The organism is Proteus sp. G2675 (assembly GCF_963886535.1).
Lineage (GTDB): Bacteria > Pseudomonadota > Gammaproteobacteria > Enterobacterales > Enterobacteriaceae > Proteus > Proteus mirabilis.
This window is the reverse complement of record NZ_CAWPCB010000009.1, coordinates 83,701-105,903: the sequence shown is the minus strand read 5'-3', so window position 1 is coordinate 105,903 and position 22,203 is coordinate 83,701. Positions and strand designations below refer to the sequence as shown.

Sequence of the window (22,203 nt, the reverse complement as noted above, 5' to 3'; positions counted from 1 at the left end):
AATTCCTTACAGTAAGTTAATGGCATCACCTGCCACTTTCACTTGAATACCTTGAGTCAGTGCTTGAGCAACAAAGGCTTGTAGCACAAACGCCAATTTATCGTCATCAACATAAGCCACTGTAATATGGTTACTTTGATGTCCCGCCATAAGATCATCACGAGTTACACCATCTAAAGTACAGTTGAGTAATGGCCATTCGTAGTTAGTGGCTCGACGGCGACGTTCAAACTCTGCCTCCGGTAATTCCACCGCCATACCTGTACCAATATGCATAATCACATCTGTACCTTGATAGTGTGCACGTGCCCATAACAAACGCCCTGCTTTACCTTGACCCGCTATAGTTGATCCCCCTTTAGGGAAAAACATAGGTGGCTGACGGTAACCTGTTGCGCCTTTGATCCCACCTTTAAGGTGTTCAAAAGGCACAGAGCCGGAAATTTCCATATCCCAGTAGAAGGTTCCCTGATACTCACTCCCCCAACGAATATCGTGTAATGTTGTTTCTGCAGGCAAGCCTAACGAGGTTAATAAACGCCATAACATCGTTTGTGGAATAGCTGTACCCATATCGACTTCGTTGATACAAGGGATCGGTGTGTTAGGGCTGATAATGTCGCCATTTTCATCCGGTAACGGGAAGCGTGCCGTTGACCCAATTGCACCTTCGGCAAAATCAGAGGCAGGACAACAATCTTTTAATCCTTGCTGATATTGCACGCCTACAGCGGTTAAGCCAAAGCGTTTAACGAAACGCGCCATTGCAATCATCATGGCACACTGCTCTTTCACCTGTTCACGAGTCAGTTCAGTTTTATCATCTGTACCAAACTTAAACGTCATGCCATTATTTTCGTACCATTGCACACACTCTTCTCTTAATGCATCAGGTACTTTTGCCATTTCGACCAATAATGCAGATTGAGAGAGTGATTCAATGGGCATACCAATATCGATCATTGCCTGTTGTGGGAAGACCCCATTAATCATTCCCATACAGAATGTATCGAACAAACCTATTATTTCTTTATTTTTAATTATATATTCGCCGACTTTTCGACCCACTTTGCCAGCTTCTGTCGCCATTACCCTGTGTGTTGGCGCAACTTCTTTAAGATAGCTAAGCTGATGATTTACATAACCATATTTCAACCATGTTGCTAAGCCATCAATAAAAAATGTATCGTCAAAATTTTCTGACCATAAGCGTGAATAATTTCTACCTAAACTGGTTAACGTCCCCGCTAAACACAACATGCCAACTAGCCCCGGCCATGTACCATCAAAATTAGCCAGCAACAGAATTGGCCCGCGATGATGCGCTAATGAAGAGGCAATATGGTGTGAGTATTGCCATGCGGTTAATAGCACAATAACGGGTGCATCAGGATCGATAGCCGCAAACATATCGCAACCTTCACGCTGACTACTGATAAAACCATGGCCTCGTGCTTCATCAATTTTATGTGCACGTTTCATGGTGTAACCTTGTGCTTTTAATGCAGCGGCTAGCTTATCTTCAAATTTTTTCTGCACAGGCCAGCATGTTACGTTTGCAGGCTCACGTAAGTCTGCGTTAGTAACCATCAGGATCTCATTAGCTTCTGCACTGATAACGTCCGGTAATTTTGGTAGATTTAAGTTCAACATAAGATATCCCTGGTAAGGTAAACTCGATTCATAATCGGAAAAATTTATGGTCAGCAATCTGCCATCATGTCGTTATAGCGCTGCTGATCTTGATACATCTGTAAATAAACTTGGTATTTCGCTTGATGGAAAGCAAAGGTGTCACTATCGGGTGTAATAACGCCGCCTTCTCGTACCATGGTATTTGCTGCTTGAGAAAAATTATCAAAGGCTTTACATGCCACGGCGCCTAATAAAGCAGCGCCTAGATTCACCGCATCTTCTTCTTGCGCTAAATGGATCTCACGACCTGTTGCATTGGCATATTCACGTAACCACAGTGGATTTTTGGTCGCTCCCCCACACATAACAAGGCGATTAATTTGGTGCCCTGCATCTTCAAGGGTGTCAATAATATGGCGAGTGCCATAGGCAATAGACTGCAATGTCGCAAGATAATAACGAGCCAAGGCAACCCGACCACTTTCAAGGGTTAATCCACTGACCATTCCTTTGGCGGCAGGATTAGCACGTGGAGAGCGATTGCCATGATGGTCAGCTAAAACATGAAATTGTGCTGTTGGATAAGGTTCATTTTCTTCCAATTCAGCGACAGCTTGGTTTAATAAGGTATAGTAACTAACACCTTTTTCTTTCGCTTCTTGTTCTAAGTCAGCCCATGACTCATGGCGGCGGATAGACCATTCAACGAGCGCACCGGCAGCACTTTGCCCCCCTTCGTTTAGCCACAACTCTGGTAACATTGCGCCAAAGTAAGGCCCCCACACCCCAGGCACCATAATCGGGTATTGGCTGACAATCATATGGCAGTTAGATGTACCACTGATGATGGCCAAACTTCCCTCAGGTTGTGATGCGGTTAACGCCAACCCACCCGCATGAGCATCAATAATGCCACTAGCAACTATGACGCCAGTATGTAATCCAAAAGCCTCAGCCACAGAGGTCGTTAAACATCCGGCCGATTCACCTAAAGCCAAAATGGTTTGTGGTACTTTTTCTAATAATTCATCCAAACCTACATCAGCTAACAAGCTTTCACTAAAATGCCCTTGGTGTGCCAAATAGTTCCATTTACACGTTAATGTACAGATACTGGCAACATCAGCAGTGGTTGCTTTCCACACTAAAAAATCAGCTAAGTCAAAGAATCGCCAGACATGTTTATAACGCTCCGGATAGTGATTTTTTAACCATAGAATTTTAGGCAATTCCATTTCAATGCTCACTTCGCCCCCGACATACCGCAAAACGGGATCGTTAGTCAGATTAATGGTCACTGTTTCTTGTACTGCCCGGTGATCCATCCACATAATAATATCCTGCTCAGGTTTATTACTGGGTGAAACCGAAAGTGCTTGCCCTTCTTTACCAACGGCCACTAAAGAGCAGGTGGCATCAAAACCAATAGACTTCACATGGAGAGGATCGATGGCTGATAATTTCACCGACTCTTTTACAGTGGTGCATACTTGTTGCCAAATATCAGCGGAAGATTGCTCGACAAAATCCGTTTTCGGGCGAAATTGTGCAATTGGACGCACTGAAAAGCCCAGACGCTTTCCAAAGCTATCAAATACTGCTGCACGGACACTGGCTGAGCCAACATCAACGCCAATAAAATATTGTTGTTCCATGCGAACCCTCATCATTTGCTAACGCTATGCTAATTTTTGCTACTTCGAGTTAGCAAGTTAATTCGAGCATGGAGAAAAAACAATCACAATAGGATTGGTTTGTGATGCAGATCTACATCAATAATTTAATACATTGATTTAGAAAGAAATTTATTTATTTCACTTTGTTCACCATTTTAATAGCGAACTGAAACGATTATGTTCGTTATAAAACAAACGAACATTTAGCTATCAATGAGAATAAAAACCGTGGTTAACATATTAATATCACTATCAATATAGGATGTTATTAAAATATACCTAACTAATAGTAAAATTTATTTTTAAAAAGAGTAATATATTAAAAATAACCATTTTTCTATTTTTATCATATTCAATCATTTATTTTTAATAGACTAATCTTTAGTTATATATTCATTTTTGGAGTATTAAATTATGTTGAAAAATATTGCTATCAGTCTTTCTTTACTTCTTATCACTTCTTCGGCTTTTTCAGCCACACTGGCAGAAAGAGAATTACAACAGAAATTTGAAGAAAATATTCAATCCCGTGTTGTAGACTTAAATAAAAGCTGTGATGCTAATATAAAAGTTGCGTTTGATTGGTCGGCATTTACTGTTGAGGATCTAAAAACAACAGGTATTGATGGTTATTGCAGTGAAGGGTTAAAAGGTGTCATTAATACCTGTGAAAGCTCGAAAATAGCACAAGAAACCGTAAAAGAGAAAATACAGAATATTACCTGCTCTAAAGCGTCACCTCGTAGTATTGAACTTAAAGATGGGACACTGAATTTTGGTATTGATTTTAATGCTGCAAATGATGCCAACGCTATTCAAACGCATTTAATGAATAATCTCTAAATAGAGTAAATACAGCAAGCAATGATGCGATAATACATTATTGCTTGTTGATTAAATAACAGATTGAATTAATTTTTTAGCATAAGGATGAGTAACAGTACTTAATTTATTTATCTCGCATAATTCAATTTGTTGACCTTGTAAAATAAACATGACTTTATCGCAAAAATAAGTCACTGTTTGAATATCATGACTAATAAAAAGATAGGATAATTGGAGTTCCTCTTTTAATAATTTTAATAAATCCAATATTTCAACTTGTGTAGGTATATCGAGAGAGCTTATTGCCTCATCTAAAATAATTAGTTGTGGGTAAGATGCTAACGCACGACATAAGCAAACTCGTTGAGCTTGCCCACCAGACAATTCAAAAATATAACGCTGATAACAACTTTTAGGTAATTGCACCTTCTCTAAAAAAGAAAAAATAATTGTTTCTAACTCGTTATGACGGAGAGTCGGATTAATCAGTTTAATAGGTTCAGCAATCATTTCACCCACTGTAAAAGTCGGATTGACTGAAGCGATATGATCCTGAAACACAATACTTATTACCCCTTGTCGATAACATCGTTTCGTCACTGGCTTATCATTTAAATAAATAGCCCCTTGATCAGGTAATTCTAAGCCACTGATTAACCGTGCAAGGGTACTTTTTCCACTGCCACTTTCTCCAACTAACCCGAAAGCTTCACCCTTTTGTATATTAAAAGAGAGCGCATCGAGAATAGTCACTTTTTCTTTAAAAAAGCGCGCCCCTTTTTGATAATAATATTTGCTGACGTTATCTACTCGTAATAGCATTCGATCCTCTTGTTATTTATCGCCGTTTCATGCTGATCACCGAGCATAAAGCACCTGTGCAAAACGTTGGGAAAGCTTAGCTCTAGCCTCAATTAAATAACGGGTATAGGCTTGCTTAGGTGTATCTAATACGCTGTTTTTGTCACCAAACTCGATTAATTTTCCCTCTTTCATCACTAAAATATCATCAGCAATCTGACTGACTAATCCTAGATCATGGGAGATAAAAATTAAGGTGGTGTTTTTAGATATCGTGATACGTTGCAATAGCTGTAATATTTCTCTGCGCAAGGGAGCGTCTAATGCGGTAGTAGGTTCATCAGCAATTAATAACCTTGGTGATAACGCCAAAGCCATGGCAATCATCACACGTTGTAATTGCCCCCCACTTAATTGGTGAGGAAATGCCTGCATAATCATTAAAGATTGATGCTCAAACACCTCATCCAATGCTTGTTTAGTGGCATTGAATGCTTGTAATTTAGTATAAGAAAAATGGTAAATTAAAGTTTGGCTAACTTGCTTGCCTATTTTTATCAACGGATCAAAAGCACTCATGCCGTTTTGCACAATCATACCTAGCGATGTCCCTAATAGAGCACGCCGTTGTTGCTCTGAATATAAATGAAGGGGCTTTTCATCAAAAAAAATTTCTCCCGATAGTGCAAGTGTACTTGGAAGTAAGCCAATAATGGCTTTACTGATTAAGCTTTTACCACTACCACTCTCACCGACAATAGCTAACGTTCGCCCCTGTTTAAGGCTAAAGGAGAGATTATCTACCCGCTTTTTTTCGCTGTGAGGATCATAGATTGAGACTTGATTAAGCGTCAGTAAATTGTTCATATTTATCCCCGACTGATTGACGATTATCGGGGTCGAACACATCGCGTAAAAAATCGCCCCAAAAGTTAAATGCAGTAACAACAACCGTAATCGCTATCCCCGCAGGTAGCATTTGTTCGGGATGTAATACCATGACATTTTTTGCTTCACTCAGCATATTACCCCATTCTGGGGTGGGTGGCTGTACCCCTAACCCCAGAAATGAAAGAGCAGAGATCATTAAAATAACACTACCAATATCACTTGAGGCTAAAACGATAGTTTCAGCTAATGTCACGGGTAATAAATGGCGTCGTAAAATATGTGTTGGTGGTGCGCCAATCACTTGAGCATAAGCAATATAGTGACGATGTGAATATTGTCGAACAATGCCTCGTATCATTCTGGCGTACCAAGCCCATTTAACCAAGATCACCGCAATCAAGATGTTACCTATTCCAGGCCCCATTATGCCCACTAAGGCTAAGATCATAATTTCCGCAGGAAATGACAATACCACATCACATAAACGCATAATCACTGTATCCGTTTTACCGTGAAAATAGCCCGCCAACATCCCCATTAGCCAACCGATCAGCAGTGTTATACCCATCGCATATATGGCATAAAAAACGGTGGTTCGAATACCAAAGAGTAAACGTGAAAACACACAACGCCCTAAATTATCTGTCCCCAGTGGATAGTGAAAGCTGATTGGCTGAAATTTTAAGCGTATCGATGTTAAAGTGGGATCATGAGGTGCAAACCAAGGTGCGCCTATTCCGGCGATGGTAATCATCACTATCACCAATAAACAGAGTTGTGCACTTTTATCTTGCGCAAGTCGTTGCCAGAATAACCGCCACATTGTTACCGCCTTAGACGAGGATCGACTTTCATCTGAATGATATCTATCAGAAAATTAAAAAAGAGAAATAACAATGACATCATTAAAATATAAGCTTGTATCATCGGATAATCGCGTCCAAATATGGCACTAATACACAGTCGCCCCACCCCAGGCCATGCAAAAATATTCTCGATCACGACCGTGCCCGCGATAAGTTTCGGAATACTCATTCCTAGCGCCGTCAGCGCAGAAGCGAGTGAATTACGTAATATATGGCGACGCAAAATCAGCTTATCAGGTAATCCTCTTGTTCGGGCATAAAATACATAAGGCTGATGCCATTGATTAAGCATTGCGCCCCGTAACAAACGTAAATAAGTGCCGATATAACCTAAAGAGAGTGCAAATGCCGGTAAAATGACCGATTGTGGTGTCAACATACCACTGACAGGTAACCAATCTAAATGAACCGCCACCGCCCAAATTAACAACAACCCTAACCAATAATTAGGAATTGCGGTTAACACAAAAACAATCAGCCGAATACTTTTGTCTATCAAGCTATGTGGTTTTGCCACACACCATAAGGCTAAAGGTAACGCGATAATAAGCGTAAATAATAATGCGGTAGCCGCTAACCAAAGCGTGGGGGGGAGAGCAGTTAACATCTCTTGTATCACCGGTTTTCGGGTCAAAAAAGAGGTGCCAAAATCCAGTTGAAATCCCGCTAAAAGCCATAAAAAGTAGCGTGTGAAAAAAGGCTTATCTAAACCAAGCTCACGGCGCATACCTTCAATCGCTTCGGGCGTCGGTACAATTTCGTTAACACGCAAAGCCACTTCTGCCGGATCAGACGGTGCTAAATTCAGCAAAACAAAGGCAATAAACGAAATAATCAACACTAGTGGCAATATCGCCAATAGGCGCCAACATAGATAACGTAACATCTGCTTTAACCAATATGGCACCGGATCAGTGCCATATTGAAGTAACCTCTTAAATTAATCGGTTATTCGGCTTTAAAACGCATCTTTTCAAAAGGTATTTCATATTGAGATGGATTAAAACCAACGTTTTCCAATTCACTACGGTAAATCGCTTTAGTACGCGAATAGGTTAATGGTATATAGACGGCTTGCTCCGCTAATGAGGTAAATAAGCGTTGATATAATGTCTGACGGCGATGTTCATCTGGCGTAATCAACAACTCGCCAATCATCGCATCTAATTGTGCTTTATTGGCTAACCCTTTCTGTCCCTGGTAATCAGCATGAGCTGGAATTCTAAAGGATGAGACAAAAGAGGCGGGATCGTAAGGTGTTCCCCACGAAAGAGAATACTGTAAATCGAAATCACCACTTTTCTGTCTATCTAAAAAGGCCTGTTTCTCTTCCCCTAATACCGTCAGTGCAACGCCAATTTTCTTAAAATCATCTTGCAATAGTTCGGCTATCTCTTTTTCAACCGCATTATTCACATTATAAGAGAGCAATAACTGCAACGGTTTTCCCTGTTTTTCACGCACTGTTTTACCCGCAGGTAATAGCCAGCCTTCCTCTTCTAATAACGAGGCAGCTTTTTCCGGTTGATAAATATAAGTTGGTGAATCAAAATCGCAATAAGGTACACTTCTTGCCATTAATGTATCAGCGACTTTTTCACTTCCCGCTAAAATACCTTGAGCAATCCCTTCTTTATCAACGGCATACTCTAATGCTTGGCGTACTTTTTGGCTTGAAGTAATAGGGCGACTACTGTTGAGCACAATAGCACGAGAAGCAATAGGTGCACTCATTTGTGTTTTAAATTTATCAGATGCCATTAATGCGTCAAAAGAGTCCATATCTAACATGTCGCCATCTGCACCAAAAATTAGCTGAATATCTCCTTTTTGTAAGGATAATAGCATTGTCTGTCTATCGGGGATCACTCGCCACATCACCCCAGTTAATGCTGGTTTTTGCCCCCAATAATGAGGGTTAACCTTAAATTCAGCATATTGATCTTTCTTATGTTCCGTGAGCACCCAAGGCCCCGTACCAATATAATGACTCACCCCTGTTTTAGTTTTACCGTTAATAAATGATTTAGGTGAAATAAAACGAAATGGGCGAGTTAAGCCAAGTTCAGTTAAGGTTGGATAATAGGGATTTTTTAAATTTAGCTTAACAGTATACTGATCGATAACCTCGACACTGTCGATTTGACGTACCAATTCTAGCCATGCATGACGCTGATAATTATCTAATACAGCCTCAATATTAAGTTTTACCGCTTGCGCATTAAAAGGTTCGCCATCACTAAATGTAACGTCTTGGCGCAAGAAAAAGGTATAACTTTTACCATCAGGAGAAATTTCCCAGCGTTGTGCTAAATAAGGTGCAACCCCCTTATCGGTATTTAAAACCAAAGGTTCAAATACCATGTTTTGTGCGGCCATTTCACCGGAATAAAGATGGGGGTTAATATCACGGATATCTTTTGTACTGGCATAATCCAATATATTATTACTTTGATTGGCAAAAGCAGGAAATACGCACGCCAATGTTAATAATAGTGTAGGAATAACTGTAAATAGAGGTTTCACATTATTTTCCTTTTATCATTCTCATCGATTATTTTTCTGAGCATGGATCATAAACATAGGGGTTGAGCCGTAATTAATTTTTTCTTCTTCATCCCAAACGTGATCACCAATACGAATATCCACGCTATAACGAATAAAACCGATATCTAGTAGTGTATTAATATCCCACTGTGGACGCTTAACTTGGCTTAATGGTAATTGGCGAGCAATTCTTTCCATCTCTTTTGTATCAGTATTAACATAGTGATCAGCAACTTGCTTTTGCGCCGCTCGCTCTCTATCAGCAAGAAAACCTTGCCAATATTCATCATCAAACAGATGTAAATACCAATTGGCATCAAAATTAATTAAGCTTCCCCCAGGTTTTAATACGCGAAACCACTCTTGATAAGCCTCACAGGGTGATTTTAAATTCCATGTCACATTACGGCTGACGACCAAATCAAATTGTTCATCGCCAAAGGGAAGATCTTGCACATCACCACAAACAAAGTTAATAGAAACATTATGTTGGCTGGCGTTATTTTTAGCCTCAAGCAACATCCCAGGCGTGGCGTCAATTGCAGTGACTTGGTGGCCCGACAACGCTAATAAAATAGCAAAGAATCCCGGCCCCGTACCGATATCAAGAACCTTTAATGTCTCCCCTTCTTTGACATGGCTTAACAATAACTGACGCCATTTTTGCTGTTTTTCACTTAATAACTCTTGCTGGTTGGCAGCACTATAGCTTTCAGCGCGGATATTCCAGTAACGGGTCACATCATGAAGTAATTGGTTATTATCGATTTTATTTGTCATCAAAAACCTGCTGTTGTATCAACATAAGAGAGGTAAAAATTCCCTAAACGAGAAAAAGAAGGGGATTGTGTGTCTTCGTCAGCCACCTTACCTTTTAGTTTCGAGATCCTCCATGTGCTATATCAATGATTTTTAGCTCTCCAAAGGCAAGCTGGCTTTCGTTGACTCACATCGATTTTTACCGAAACGCGTTATCGTAAGGTGTAAAATGGATACCAAGCAAACAGAATTTAGGCTAATACTGACGATAGAGAAGATCTAGAAACAATTTGCGCAGATAGCTTAATAACCGCTATTACGTCGCCCAAATAGTGTTCTTATTAAGGATAAAAAATAGCGGCCTTGATTTCTTCTTGCACACAAAAGCGCTATAGTGATTAGATAGTCATGTTGATTGATAATTTTCTTTTCGCTATCAATAAAGGCACTCTCATATGGATCTCATTTCACGATTAACAACCAATACCACTCGTGCTGATTTTGCCTTAGCTCATCAACAGCAATTAATACAGTTACTGATACAACACTTTCCTGCTAAATATCACACCTTGTTTGCAACCCCGCAAAAAACCGCAGAAGATACTATTGAATGGTATGGTGAATTATCCGGTCAGCCAGTGGCATTAAATGCATTGTCAGAGCAACAACGCCAAGAGATAAGAGATGCTCTCGATGATGATTTAAAAAATCTTAAAGAGCAAACGGCATTACTTGCTTCACAGCAACGCATTACCGATGAAGAGCGCCATCTGCTTGATACCGCCTCAACCCTACCCGATGCAGAGAGCATCTATATCATTAATGGAAAACCCATTATTACTTGGTGGCCTCGTACCACACCTTTAGCGCCGACTGTTGCACAAGTCACTGCTGGCTCTAGTGCAGCGGCTGCCGGAGCGGCGCTTGCAAAAATATCACCAAAAACTCGCCACCGTTGGTTACGTTGGTTACTGGTATTATTATTGGTTTTAATTGCCTTAGTCTCATGGTTAAGAGGATGTTTTGATATCAATACAACGCCTTCTATCAATAATACTTCAGCGACCGCTGTCGCAACTCACTCTACCTCAACGATGACAGCTACAACTAATACGACTAATACGACTAATACGACTAATACGACTAATAAGCAAGATAACCTAACAACAAATAAATAACTTAGGTATTAAATAAAATAAAAAATAGCGTTTTATATTGATATAAACGCTATTTATTTATAAAAACAAACACGCCAATAAATTATTATTTTTATATAAAAAAAACCTATTTTATCTCATTTATCTTTTTTTATTCCAATTTAAACAATTGTCATTACTATAATTCACCATTCTAAATAGTAAGCAAATGGGATATTAAAAATGAAAAAACAACTATTATCAGCATTATTTATCAGTGGAATATTTTCTATTTCTACCGTTCAAGCACATGAAAATACCTCATTAGATAAAACAACAATTTCTGCAGGTTATGCACAAATAAAAATTGCCGGCCAATCAGGCATTATGCGCGGTGGTAATCTCTCTATACGTCAAGAATTCAATCAACAGCTAGGTATTATGGCAATTGCTACCTATGCGCAAAATGAATATGATTTAAATAAGCCTTTAAAACAATTAATAAAAGATGTTGATGCCCGCTATTATTCAGTGATGGCGGGGCCAACCCTACGCCTCAATGACTATATTAGTGTATATGGTGTGGCAGGTATGGCTCAAATCGAATTTAAAGGTTTAGATACTAGACAAGTACCTGAAAGTATAATCAAGAAAAATGCTTTTAGCTGGGGAGCCGGTGTTACCATTAACCCTATCGATATGCTTTCTGTTTCCGTTGGCTATGAAAACAGCCGTTATAAAATGAATAAATTAAGTGATAATAAATTAATTATTGATGGCTTTATTGCAAATATTGGTTATAGCTTCTAATTATTGATTTAATTAAATTATAAAAAAAGCCTCTGTCATTATCAATAACAGAGGCAAATTATTTCACAGACACACTCTGGGATATTTTTAAAATACGAGATAATATTATTAAATTAAATCTTGATAAGTACCTAATTGATATCCACGCTCAGCAATCGCTTGTTTTAACGATGATTGCGTCAACACCTCTAATTCCGTTAAACGTTGGAAACAGTAACCACTCGCATGTAAAGGATTATCAATAAAAGCAGGATGTGTCATCACTTCAAGTGATTGTTCACCACGTGCTTTAGCGTCATCCAGTGTCTTTAAAAACAAGGCTTGGCTGATTTCATCACCATAGAATTGACTATCAAAACCATCACTACTAATAACCCCTTGAGTATTAAGACTTTCTTTTTGTGCCAACAGTCTATCAACACGTATCGGTAATGCTTTTTGTTGTGCAAACTCTGCCACGATGGGGAAAATTTGTTTAAACATATGCACGTGATGATGGCTGTCTATATGGTCGGGGGGACAACCAAACAACTCAACAAAGCGCTGATATTGTGCATTAAGCTCCACTCGTATCTCATCTAAAGGTAACAGCTCTTGCTCTGCCATTTGCCATAGCCATTTACCTAATACCCCATTACGCGTTAAAGAAGGGATAGGAGACAGCGGCTGTCCCATAGTCAATGTAAAATGAAGCCCGACACCAAGATGAGGTAGCTCCTTGCATAATTGTGCAGCATGCTCAATACCTTCAGCATTCACCAACGCTGTCGTTGATGTCACTATGCCATGACGATGACATTCAACAATGCCATAATTTTGCCCTCTACTCAGCCCAAAATCATCGGCATTGACAATTAACAAATGTGCCATTCTGTCTCCTTTTTATGATTTATTGAGTCTAAATCACTTAGTTTGATGCTGCTAATTGGGCAATCGCATGAGCAAAATTAGGTAAGTGCGCTTTGTGTGCTAATAACATCTCACGAGTCAGTACTTCAGCATCTTTATCGGAAAGTACCAGCGGCGTTAAATTCATCGCAAGTAATGCATCATTAAACTCACCACTAATAGCCGCTTGACTGGCTGCGATCTCAAACCCTTTGATAGTATGAATAAGCCCCAGCACTTTTTCATCAAAATGGGTTAAACGTGGATGTGGCTTGGCTCCGTCTTTACCTAAAATAGCCGTCACTTCAATTGCCCAGTCTGCAGGGATATTATCAATATGGCCGTGATGAGGAATATTGACGTAATGTTCCGCCTGTTTATCGTTATAAATCGCATTAATCACTTCACAAGCGGCATCAGAATAATAAGCCCCTCCACGTAATTCCAACTCTTTAGGTTTAATATTTAAATGTGGATCTTTATACAATTCAAACAGTTGTTTTTCGACTTGCTGAACAACCTTAGCCCTAGCGCCACCTTTATAGTATTCCCCCATTTCAATGGCTAACATCTCTTTTTGTTTAAAGTAGTAGAGTAAATAAGAGCATGGCAACAGATTAAGAGAACGAATTAACCCCTCACTAAAAGGTAAATCAAAAATATTTTTCACCGATCCTGCGGTTAACGTCCCCGAAGCGACTCCTTCTAATAACTCAGGGAAACGAGATTGACCGTTAACAATCACATCTTTAATAAACACCATATGATTTAAGCCAAACAGATCAATAGAAAGCGTATCTTGCTCCGTTAGCTTAAGCACATCAGTAATAAACATTTTCATACCGATAGGAATATTACAAACACCAATAAACTTCTTAAAATTGGTATGGCGATAAACCGCTTCCGTCACCATACCTGCAGGGTTAGTAAAGTTTATGATCCACGCATTAGGGCAAATTTCTTCAACATCTTTAATAATGTCAAAAATAACCGGAATAGTACGTAATCCTTTAAATAGCCCACCGGCACCATTGGTCTCTTGACCTAAATAACCATGGCTTAACGGAATGGCTTCATCCAATTCTCTTGCTTTTAATTGACCAACTCGCAACTGTGTTGTGACGAAATCAGCCTCTTTTAATGCCTCACGACGATCAAGTGTTTTATAAATGGTTAAAGGGATACCCGCTTTTTTTATCATACGTTGGCAAAGCGCAAAAATAATATCCAGTTTTTCTTTGCCTTCTTCAACATCAACCAACCATAATTCCGTGATCGGCAATTCATGATAACGTTTAATAAATCCTTCTAATAATTCAGGTGTATAACTACTTCCTCCACCAATGGTGACCACTTTTAACTTATGACTCATAAAATACTCCCATACAGCACAATCATGCTGTTATTTGTCTATTAATGGCAAAATTAAGGCGTAAAAATCCCTAAAGAAAATAACGTTATTTTCTTCTTTCTCTCTCTATTTAATAAAAATCAATTGATATTATTGATTGCTTTTTACGCTTAATTATAAATTAGTTAGTCTCTTTAATACTGTATAAATTCTTTCTATAACTATTTGGTGTCAGCGATGTTATCTTCTTAAAAGTCTTAATAAATAAGCTCGGGCTACTATAACCTGCATCAAAAGCAATATCGGTAACGGAGTAATTCGTAATTTCTAATTGTTTTTTAGCAAAATTAATTCGAATATCATGAATAATTTGCATCGGCGTTTTATCATAATAACGGCGAGTTGCTCGAGTTAAATACTCTTGCGATTTTCCTGATAATTGCACCATATTTGCTAATGCATTCTCCCCAAATCGGCTTTTATCATGCATTCCATCAATGGCGTCTTTTAGCCATAAGGGAATATCATCTTCAATACCATCATCTCTATAATGTCGTAATCTATTCACCACATTAAAGGTGACAATTTCAATAAATTCATTAAATTCTGTATGTCTGAAATTTAATGAGCTAATCACGGATTCAATATAAGAAAGAAACTCATTTTTTAATGCATAAACTTGAGAAGCAACAAAATAAGCGGGCAATAAAGGAAGATAATGTTTATCAAAAAAAGCTTTGCTTATTCCCACATTTAAAATACGAGTTACACCAAAGTCATAAAAACTTTGATGATGCGAGCCAATAGGAATAAAGACAAAATCACCACGCTCTAATAACACCTTTTTACCGTTAATTTCTTGATAATAGCGCCCTGTTAAAACAATAGTAAATTCATAATAATCATGCTGATGCAACCCACTGACGCTTTCTGTTTTGTTATAAATAAACACATGAAAATTCTTACCATTAAATAATTGGTTTTCATATACCATGCGTATTTCAGCTTGCGCTTTTAATGAGTGCATCATCATTCGCCTTACTCTATTTTTTCATGTAACTCGATAAGCTCTGTGACAAGCTCTCTGGCTAACATAGATGTCATTAAATGATCTTGAGCATGCACCAGTACCAAGCTCACTTTCGTTTTACCCAATCCTTGATCATCACCAATTAAGCGGGTCTGTATTTTATGAGCTTCATTTAATGCTGCTCGAGATTGTTCCATCATTTTCTTGGCTTGTGCAAAATCACCTTGCTTCGCTTTTTTTAACGCTGCATAAGCGATACTCCGTGCTTGCCCTGAATTAATAATTAACCCCATGATAATTTCTTCAAATTCATCATCTGTCGCTGAGCTATCAACGCAATTCTCAATATCTAACATCATTCCCCCTCTTTGGTGCTTAGCTGTGCAAAATAAGCACTGCACAGCCATTGTCTATTCGTTAAAATTTCAATGCATTAGCAATATCTTCTTCACTTTCTTCTTTATCAATTTCGGTTTGTGCTTTATTCGAAATAATCACAAAAGGCAGATAAATCAGTGTTGCAACAGCTAAGTTAAAGAGTGCTAATAACAGTGCGGCAATACTGCCATTGGTATTAAAAAATGCCCCTAACCCTGTTGGCATCGTCCAAGGTGCAATATTTGTGACCGGCGGAATAATCCCAAGGTAATAAGCGGTTACGGTAATAGCAGCAAGGATTGGCTGAATAAGAATAAAAGGAATAAACATCACGGGATTCATAATCACAGGTAAACCAAAAATAATAGGTTCATTAATTTGGAATAGACCTGCAGGTAATGCTAACTTCGCCACTTGACGGTGATCTGCTCGACGCGATGCAATAAAGATAGCTAATATCAGACCTAACGTCGCCCCTGTTCCTCCTAAGAAGATAAACGAATCTAGCATCGGTTTTGCCCAAAGATGGAACGTTTTGCCTGCTGCAAGTGCCGCCTCAACTGAACCATACTCGGTATAAATAGAGACGTTTTCTAATGCCCAAGGTGTCATAATACCGCTATCAAGTGCCGCCAGCGCCAGTGAACCATGAATACCAAAGAACCACAGCAAAGAGGTAAAAATAACGTAAGCCCACCCAACAACTGATCCTAACGAAGCCAATGGCGTTGAAATAGAATCTAAAATGATTTGATGGAAATGTGTACCGTAATGCGCTAATCCCCAAGAGATAATTCCCATAATTGATAAAATAATAAAACCAGGAATTAAGGCAGAAAAAGAGCGCGAAACGGAGGCAGGTACACTATCGGGCAAACGGATAACCCAATTACGACGCACTATAAAGGTAAACATTTCGGCAACCACAAGGCCAATAATAATCCCTGAAATAATATTGGCACCTCCTAACCAGTTCGCCCCCACAGCATAAGCGCCACCAGCGTCATAAGGTGTTACCGTCATAAAGGCGGCGATAGAAAGTAATCCCGCCGCAATAGGGTCGACTTTTCTCTCTTCCGCCAACGCCATACCAATAAAGAACGGCGCCATCAATGACATTATTCCCAACGTACCGTTATAGACATTACCACCTATGGCTTTTAAACCATTAAGTGTTTCAATTGTTGAGGCATCTAAACGAATACCAAGGGAGTAAAAAAAGGAGCCCTCACCAAAACTGAGAAAAACATTATTGATAAGTACAAACATTGCCCCGGCAAGTGTTAATGGCATTAAACGGATAAAACCATTTTTTATCGCATTAACATGAGGTTGCTTTCCAATTTTAACCGCAAAAGGAAGGAGTACCTTTTCAAGTGAACCAATGACCTTACTCATAGAAAAATACCCTTAAAATGCCGCTAATTGCTCGGCTAGCTGAAAAATTCACTCTTTGACTGGAATAAATAAAAATAACAATAAAAAAATTAATTAGTTGTTGCTGATGCTTTCTTAATGGCAGCTACTGCTGCTTTTAATACACCTAATCCATCCACTTTCCCATATAACAATGAATCAATGACTTCGACAGGTTTATTGGGTAATAATTTTTGAATATCAGCGAGCATCCAACCAATTTGTGGCCCCAATAAAACGACATCCGCTTCTTGGCCTTTTTGCTCTGCTAATGTTTCTGGAAAAGCTTCAATAATAACGGGTACATCATATTTTTCTGCTTGTGCACGCATTTTTGTCACTAACAGAGATGTTGACATGCCAGCAGAACAAAATAGATAAATATATTTCTTTTGCATAAAACCCTCTCAAATTGGCCACACTCTGCCCTAGAGATAATGCTACTTTCTCATGTGCATTGATTAAGATGTCAGTACAGAATTAAAGTAAAATTTAGCAATTAAGATTGTTTCTGATTGAATAAAGTATACGCAATGATACTCACTAACGATATTTTTTACTGACTCATAATTGTCTCTGATTGACCTAGCGTATTGACCCTCTTCACAAATTAAGCAAAAAATCTTTAGCATTGTTTCGCGTTACAAAATTTGTCCATTCTTCTCTTCACATGATCTGATGCAAAGATTCAGCACAATAATATAAGTTAATCCTTTATTATTGTGAGAATGTGAATTAGTATCATTACTCTTTAGTTTTTTGGTATAATCATTGTTTCCTTTGTGAAGCTCATTATTAGGTCACAGCTAGTAAACTGTGCTATTTCATATCGCAACAATATGGGAAAGAGAATGTTTAAAAAATCATTAAGCCCACTGTTCTTATTGCTGTCTTCTCTGGTTATCGCAGGTTGTGATAACGCACAAGATACCTCAACAACGCAATCCACAGAGAAACAAACTCTCACTATCGAACATGCTCAAGGCACCACTGAGATCCCTGCTCACCCACAAAAAGTGGTTGTGATGAACATGGAAACACTTGATATTGTTGATGCTCTTGGCGTACCTGTTGTTGGCCTACCACAAACAAACGTCCACCTACCTAAATTTCTAGAGAAATACACCAACGAAAATGAGTACATCAACGAAGGTGGCCTGTTTGAACCAAACTACGAAAAACTCAGTACTACTGCCCCTGATCTGATTTTAACGGGTAGTCGTGCTCGCGATGCATATGCCAAATTAAGTGAAATCGCACCATCCATTTCTATGGATATCGACAGCACACGCTTTATTGACAGTCTCACTGAGCGTACAACGACTTTAGGTCAAATTTTTGGTAAAGAAGAACAAGCTAAAAAATTATTAGCTGACTTCAATAGCAAAATTGATACGGTAAAAGCAAAAACCCCAGATGCGGGTAAAGCAATGGTCGTATTAGTCAGTGGCGGTAAAATTTCCGCTTATGGCCCAGGCTCTCGCTTTGGTTTTATCTACGATGTATTGGGCTTTGAACCTGCATATACTTTCGATAGCCCAGGCTCTCACGGTAATATTGTTAACTCAGAACTACTGCTAAAACTTAATCCAGACTGGATGTTTGTCATTGACCGTGATGCAGCAATTGGTCGTGAAGATTCACAACCTGCAAAACAAGTGCTTGATAATGCCCTAGTTAGAAAGGTTAATGCATGGAATAAAGACCAAATTATCTATCTTGATGCCAGCTCGATTTATATCTCAGGTGGGATACAAACTTACTCTCGCTTAATGGATACAATTAATCAGGCGTTGGATCAAAAAAAATAAAGTAACTGAATGAAAACGTTCCATTTATCATTGGGGATAGGACTTATCGCTATCCTCTCAATGATCAGTCTATTTATCGGCGCAGGAGATATCACTCCTGCTTCGCTTTTTACTGATCCCGATATGCGCGATATCTTCTTTATTAGTCGCGTACCAAGAACCCTGTCATTATTACTTGCTGGGGGCGCAATTAGTGTTGCTGGTTTAATCATGCAACTGCTCACACAAAACCGCTTTGTTGAGCCTTCTCTTGCAGGTACAACACAATCAGCCAGTCTCGGTTTATTAGTCGTGATGTTGCTTTTCCCCGCGGCAGGCATTTTCACCAAAATGATGGTAGCCACTGTTTTTGCACTTTTAGGCACTGTGTTATTTATGTTGTTGCTACAGAGAATTGCCTTAAAGACCGCATTAATCGTGCCACTTGTCGGTATTATGCTAAGTGCAGTGATAGGTGCTCTAACCATCTTTCTTGCCGTCTATTTTGATTTACTACAATCACTAGATGCGTGGACTAGCGGAGACTTCTCCAGTGTCTTACAAGGTCGTTATGAGCTGCTATGGCTTGTCGGTGCCCTTGCATTAATGGCGTGTTGGGTCGCGGATAGCTTTACCGTGGCAGGTATGGGACGTGAATTTTCCATCAACGTTGGACTTAACTATCGTAAAGTGATGATTATCGGTTTATCTATTATCGCTTTAATTAGTGGTGTGGTGGTGTCTGTTGTTGGTGCTCTACCTTTCCTTGGTTTGATCGTGCCAAATTTAGTTAGCCTAGTGATGGGAGATAATATTCGCAAAACCATCCCGTGGGTATGCTTAAGCGGTGGAGCCATTGTTTTACTCTGTGATGTGATTGGTCGCCTGATCCGTTATCCATTTGAGATCCCCGCAAGTGTCATTTTAGGGGCGGTAGGTGCTGTGATCTTCCTTTTCTTACTACTGAAGCAGCAACGTTATGCAAAAAGTTAATTCATCCATGATTAGCAAATATACTGGCGCTGTTCAACCTAAGAAAGTGCGCCTCTCACCTATGGCGCGTATTTGGCTCTTACTTGGCGTCTCATTATTAGCCATTGTGCTGTTTATGACGATCAACCTAAACGGTAATATCTCTTATATTCTGACACACCGCGCTTATATTATTCTGACGATGATCATCGTCGCCTTTGCGGCAGGCGTTTCTACTATACTGTTTCAGACTATCGCCAATAACCGCATTCTTACTCCTTCATTAATGGGCTTAGAAGCTCTGTTTGTATTGCTACAAACGCTCTTTATCTTTTTTGAAGGGGATATGCCCGCCTCTTGGATGGCCAATCTGACGAAGTTCTTTTTAGAGTCGGCCTTATTAGTGTTATTTTCGGTGGTTCTATATCGTTGGCTATTTAGTTCAGTGCGCTTTAATATCAATTTAGTCCTTATGATTGGTATTATTTTAGGCACCCTATTTCGTAGCAGTGCAACGCTATTACAACGCCTCATGGACCCAAATGAGTTTTCTGTCTTACAAAGCCGTATGTTTGCGACATTTACTCGAGCCACTCCTGATCTTATCTTATGTGCATTAGCCATTATTGTCGTCGTCGGCGTATTACTTTGGCGTATGCGTTATAGTTTTGATGTGATGGCCTTAGGCCAGGCGAATGCGATTAATCTTGGTATTAATTATCGTAAGCAAACGACTTATATTCTATTACTTATTTCTGTTCTGGTTGCGGTATCAACAGCATTAGTAGGGCCGTTGACATTTTTAGGCTTAATTGTTGCTAATCTGGCTTATCATATTAGTGGTAGCAGTCAGCACCGCTTTTTAATGCCTGTGGCATTCTTATTAGGCACTATCGCACTGATTGGCGGACAATTGATTTTAGAGTATGGCTTAAAAATGACAGGTACTCTCTCTGTTGTGATTGAGTTTATTGGTGGTATGTTCTTTATTTATTTGGTATTAAGAAGACTTTAATATGATTGAAATCAGTAAGATATCAAAACGTTATCAAGACACAACGGTGCTCGATAATATTACAACAACCATTCAACGTGGCGGTATTACTTCAATCATCGGACCCAATGGTGCGGGTAAATCCACCTTACTTTCTGTAATAGGCCGTCTACTGATGCCAGAAAGCGGTATGGTCAGTGTAAATGGCATGGATGTTGCGGCTACAGAGAGTGATGTATTAGCCAAAAACCTTTCCATACTACGCCAAGAAAATCAGTTTGTGAGTCGCTTAACTGTTGAAGAGTTAGTCGGTTTTGGTCGCTACCCTTATAGTAAAGGACGCTTAACGCTAGAAGATAAGAAAGTGATTGATGAATCACTCGATTTTCTTAATTTGACTGAATTTCGTCACCGTTATCTTGATGAATTATCCGGAGGGCAACGCCAGCGTACTTATGTCGCAATGGTATTATGTCAAGATACTGAATACGTGATGCTTGATGAACCGCTTAACAATCTTGATATGAAACACGCGGTCATTATGATGAAATTACTGCGTAAAGCCGCCGATGAGCTAGGAAAAACCATTATCATCGTCATTCATGATATCAATTTCGCCTCTGTGTATTCCGACTATATTTTAGCCATGCGCAACGGGCAACTTTACTATCATGGCTCACCTAAAGAGATCATGAAATCCGATATTATCGAAGATATTTTCGATACTCCCGTCGACGTTAAAGAGTTGGATGATAAGCTTATCGCGATGTATTACTAATATTGCTATTTCACCAAAAGCCAAACAGCATATTGTTACTTTTAAACAATATGCTGTTTAATTACTTCGTAGTCACTGTAACCAGTTCAGAATCGATATCGCTAAAAATCTCTCTTCCCACTCATTATCATCAATATCCATTAAACCAAAATAACGTAGCAAGAAAGCCCCCTCGGTGGCTAAAAAAGCCAGTCTCGCCCGTTTTCCCTCTACTGTTGTGGTATCGACACCCGCTAATCTTTGCTGATACCACGCTTTAGTACTTTGCAAATATTCTGGCGTTTGCAGTAACGCAGCCATTAAGCTGGCTCCTTTGGCAAAAGAGAGCTTATCGTGATCATGAGTTGCATGAATATGTGCTCTAACGCGATTATTGGCTGAGTTATCATTGGCAACCACCTGATTAAATCGCGCTTCATATCCTCCTTCCCAATGTTCAAACATGGCATCAATCATCGCTTCTTTACTATTAAAGCAATATTGGACACCACCTTTAGAAATCCCCATTTTTTTGGCCACCGTATCGATAGTCAGAGCGGCAGCCCCTTGCTCCATCACGATGTCAAAAATAGCCTCAAGTAACTTTTCTCTATCAATCGTTCTTTGGCGTCCCATTTAAAAAAACCTCTTTTCAATACGACCGTATGGATTTAAAATTAT

At 39.3% G+C, this 22,203-nt stretch carries 22 protein-coding genes; 7 read left to right on the top strand and 15 right to left on the bottom strand.

Annotation, left to right across the window (positions count from 1 at the left end):
* Nucleotides 1-6 precede the first annotated feature (6 nt).
* Nucleotides 7-1,653 (bottom strand): signal transduction protein, encoded by a 1,647-nt coding sequence (locus AACQ49_RS02120; RefSeq protein WP_161778867.1) that lies wholly within the window; start codon nt 1,651-1,653, stop codon nt 7-9.
* 50 nt (nt 1,654-1,703) lie between these two features.
* Entirely contained in the window at nt 1,704-3,290 is a 1,587-nt protein-coding gene (locus tag AACQ49_RS02115) for an FGGY-family carbohydrate kinase (protein ID WP_017628631.1), read from the bottom strand.
* 435 nt (nt 3,291-3,725) lie between these two features.
* On the opposite strand from AACQ49_RS02115, the gene AACQ49_RS02110 reads away from it, so the two are divergent.
* On the top strand, nt 3,726-4,154 hold the full coding sequence (locus tag AACQ49_RS02110; protein WP_004249048.1) for a hypothetical protein: 429 nt from the start codon (nt 3,726-3,728) through the stop codon (nt 4,152-4,154).
* Between the two features lie 51 nt (nt 4,155-4,205).
* On the opposite strand, the gene AACQ49_RS02105 is transcribed toward AACQ49_RS02110, so the two are convergent.
* From AACQ49_RS02105 to AACQ49_RS02080, 6 genes are all read right to left on the bottom strand, one after another.
* Complete coding sequence (locus tag AACQ49_RS02105; protein ID WP_004246732.1) at nt 4,206-4,958, bottom strand: ABC transporter ATP-binding protein; 753 nt, start codon at nt 4,956-4,958, stop codon at nt 4,206-4,208.
* A 36-nt stretch (nt 4,959-4,994) separates the two neighbouring features.
* The gene (locus tag AACQ49_RS02100; RefSeq protein ID WP_004246731.1) at nt 4,995-5,804 is read right to left on the bottom strand and encodes an ABC transporter ATP-binding protein; all 810 of its coding nucleotides are present in this window, start codon (nt 5,802-5,804) and stop codon (nt 4,995-4,997) included.
* A complete protein-coding gene (opp1C, locus tag AACQ49_RS02095; RefSeq protein WP_004246730.1) occupies nt 5,782-6,651 on the bottom strand; it encodes a nickel/cobalt ABC transporter permease in 870 nt (289 codons plus the stop codon). Before opp1C ends, AACQ49_RS02100 begins: the two co-directional genes overlap by 23 nt.
* A 2-nt stretch (nt 6,652-6,653) precedes the next feature.
* Nucleotides 6,654-7,580: a nickel/cobalt ABC transporter permease gene (opp1B, locus tag AACQ49_RS02090; RefSeq protein ID WP_004246729.1), complete on the bottom strand. Its 927-nt coding sequence runs from the start codon at nt 7,578-7,580 to the stop codon at nt 6,654-6,656.
* A 62-nt stretch (nt 7,581-7,642) separates the two neighbouring features.
* Entirely contained in the window at nt 7,643-9,220 is a 1,578-nt protein-coding gene (gene nikA, locus AACQ49_RS02085; protein WP_004246728.1) for a nickel ABC transporter substrate-binding protein, read from the bottom strand.
* Between the two features lie 21 nt (nt 9,221-9,241).
* On the bottom strand, nt 9,242-10,021 hold the full coding sequence (locus tag AACQ49_RS02080) for a class I SAM-dependent methyltransferase (protein ID WP_004249044.1): 780 nt from the start codon (nt 10,019-10,021) through the stop codon (nt 9,242-9,244).
* Between the two features lie 434 nt (nt 10,022-10,455).
* Here AACQ49_RS02080 and AACQ49_RS02075 point away from each other — a divergent pair, with 434 nt between their 5' ends.
* Entirely contained in the window at nt 10,456-11,178 is a 723-nt protein-coding gene (locus AACQ49_RS02075; protein ID WP_109024018.1) for a hypothetical protein, read from the top strand.
* Nucleotides 11,179-11,379: 201 nt separating this feature from the next.
* The gene (locus tag AACQ49_RS02070; RefSeq protein WP_004246725.1) at nt 11,380-11,946 is read left to right on the top strand and encodes an Ail/Lom family outer membrane beta-barrel protein; all 567 of its coding nucleotides are present in this window, start codon (nt 11,380-11,382) and stop codon (nt 11,944-11,946) included.
* 108 nt (nt 11,947-12,054) lie between these two features.
* On the opposite strand, the gene chbG is transcribed toward AACQ49_RS02070, so the two are convergent.
* The 6 genes from chbG to AACQ49_RS02040 all read right to left on the bottom strand — a co-directional run bounded on the left by chbG (nt 12,055) and on the right by AACQ49_RS02040 (nt 17,407).
* Nucleotides 12,055-12,816: a chitin disaccharide deacetylase gene (gene chbG, locus AACQ49_RS02065; protein ID WP_161778866.1), complete on the bottom strand. Its 762-nt coding sequence runs from the start codon at nt 12,814-12,816 to the stop codon at nt 12,055-12,057.
* A gap of 37 nt (nt 12,817-12,853) precedes the next feature.
* The gene (locus tag AACQ49_RS02060) at nt 12,854-14,206 is read right to left on the bottom strand and encodes a 6-phospho-beta-glucosidase (RefSeq protein WP_004246723.1); all 1,353 of its coding nucleotides are present in this window, start codon (nt 14,204-14,206) and stop codon (nt 12,854-12,856) included.
* A 160-nt stretch (nt 14,207-14,366) separates the two neighbouring features.
* Nucleotides 14,367-15,215, bottom strand: a complete 849-nt coding sequence (chbR, locus tag AACQ49_RS02055; RefSeq protein ID WP_004246722.1) for a transcriptional regulator ChbR — start codon at nt 15,213-15,215, stop codon at nt 14,367-14,369.
* A gap of 8 nt (nt 15,216-15,223) precedes the next feature.
* Nucleotides 15,224-15,571, bottom strand: coding sequence for a PTS N,N'-diacetylchitobiose transporter subunit IIA (chbA, locus tag AACQ49_RS02050; RefSeq protein ID WP_161778883.1), 348 nt, complete (start codon nt 15,569-15,571; stop codon nt 15,224-15,226).
* Between the two features lie 61 nt (nt 15,572-15,632).
* On the bottom strand, nt 15,633-16,991 hold the full coding sequence (gene chbC, locus AACQ49_RS02045) for a PTS N,N'-diacetylchitobiose transporter subunit IIC (RefSeq protein WP_004250024.1): 1,359 nt from the start codon (nt 16,989-16,991) through the stop codon (nt 15,633-15,635).
* 89 nt (nt 16,992-17,080) lie between these two features.
* On the bottom strand, nt 17,081-17,407 hold the full coding sequence (locus AACQ49_RS02040) for a PTS sugar transporter subunit IIB (RefSeq protein WP_004246718.1): 327 nt from the start codon (nt 17,405-17,407) through the stop codon (nt 17,081-17,083).
* A 453-nt stretch (nt 17,408-17,860) separates the two neighbouring features.
* Between AACQ49_RS02040 and AACQ49_RS02035 the strand changes: the two genes are divergently transcribed.
* Genes AACQ49_RS02035 through AACQ49_RS02020 form a run of 4 tightly spaced genes read left to right on the top strand, consistent with a single transcriptional unit; the run spans nt 17,861 to nt 21,543 of the window.
* Nucleotides 17,861-18,820 carry a siderophore ABC transporter substrate-binding protein gene (locus AACQ49_RS02035; RefSeq protein ID WP_004249039.1) on the top strand — a complete coding sequence of 320 codons (960 nt, stop codon included), beginning with the start codon at nt 17,861-17,863 and terminating at the stop codon, nt 18,818-18,820.
* Nucleotides 18,821-18,829: 9 nt separating this feature from the next.
* Entirely contained in the window at nt 18,830-19,792 is a 963-nt protein-coding gene (locus AACQ49_RS02030; RefSeq protein ID WP_004246712.1) for an ABC transporter permease, read from the top strand.
* On the top strand, nt 19,779-20,786 hold the full coding sequence (locus tag AACQ49_RS02025) for an iron chelate uptake ABC transporter family permease subunit (RefSeq protein ID WP_004249038.1): 1,008 nt from the start codon (nt 19,779-19,781) through the stop codon (nt 20,784-20,786). The genes AACQ49_RS02030 and AACQ49_RS02025 overlap by 14 nt, the downstream gene beginning before the upstream one ends.
* Before the next feature lies 1 nt (nt 20,787).
* The gene (locus tag AACQ49_RS02020; RefSeq protein ID WP_004246710.1) at nt 20,788-21,543 is read left to right on the top strand and encodes an iron ABC transporter ATP-binding protein; all 756 of its coding nucleotides are present in this window, start codon (nt 20,788-20,790) and stop codon (nt 21,541-21,543) included.
* Nucleotides 21,544-21,615: 72 nt separating this feature from the next.
* Here the strand turns inward: AACQ49_RS02020 and AACQ49_RS02015 are convergent, their stop codons facing one another.
* Nucleotides 21,616-22,158 (bottom strand): TetR/AcrR family transcriptional regulator, encoded by a 543-nt coding sequence (locus tag AACQ49_RS02015; RefSeq protein ID WP_161778865.1) that lies wholly within the window; start codon nt 22,156-22,158, stop codon nt 21,616-21,618.
* Nucleotides 22,159-22,203 lie beyond the last annotated feature (45 nt).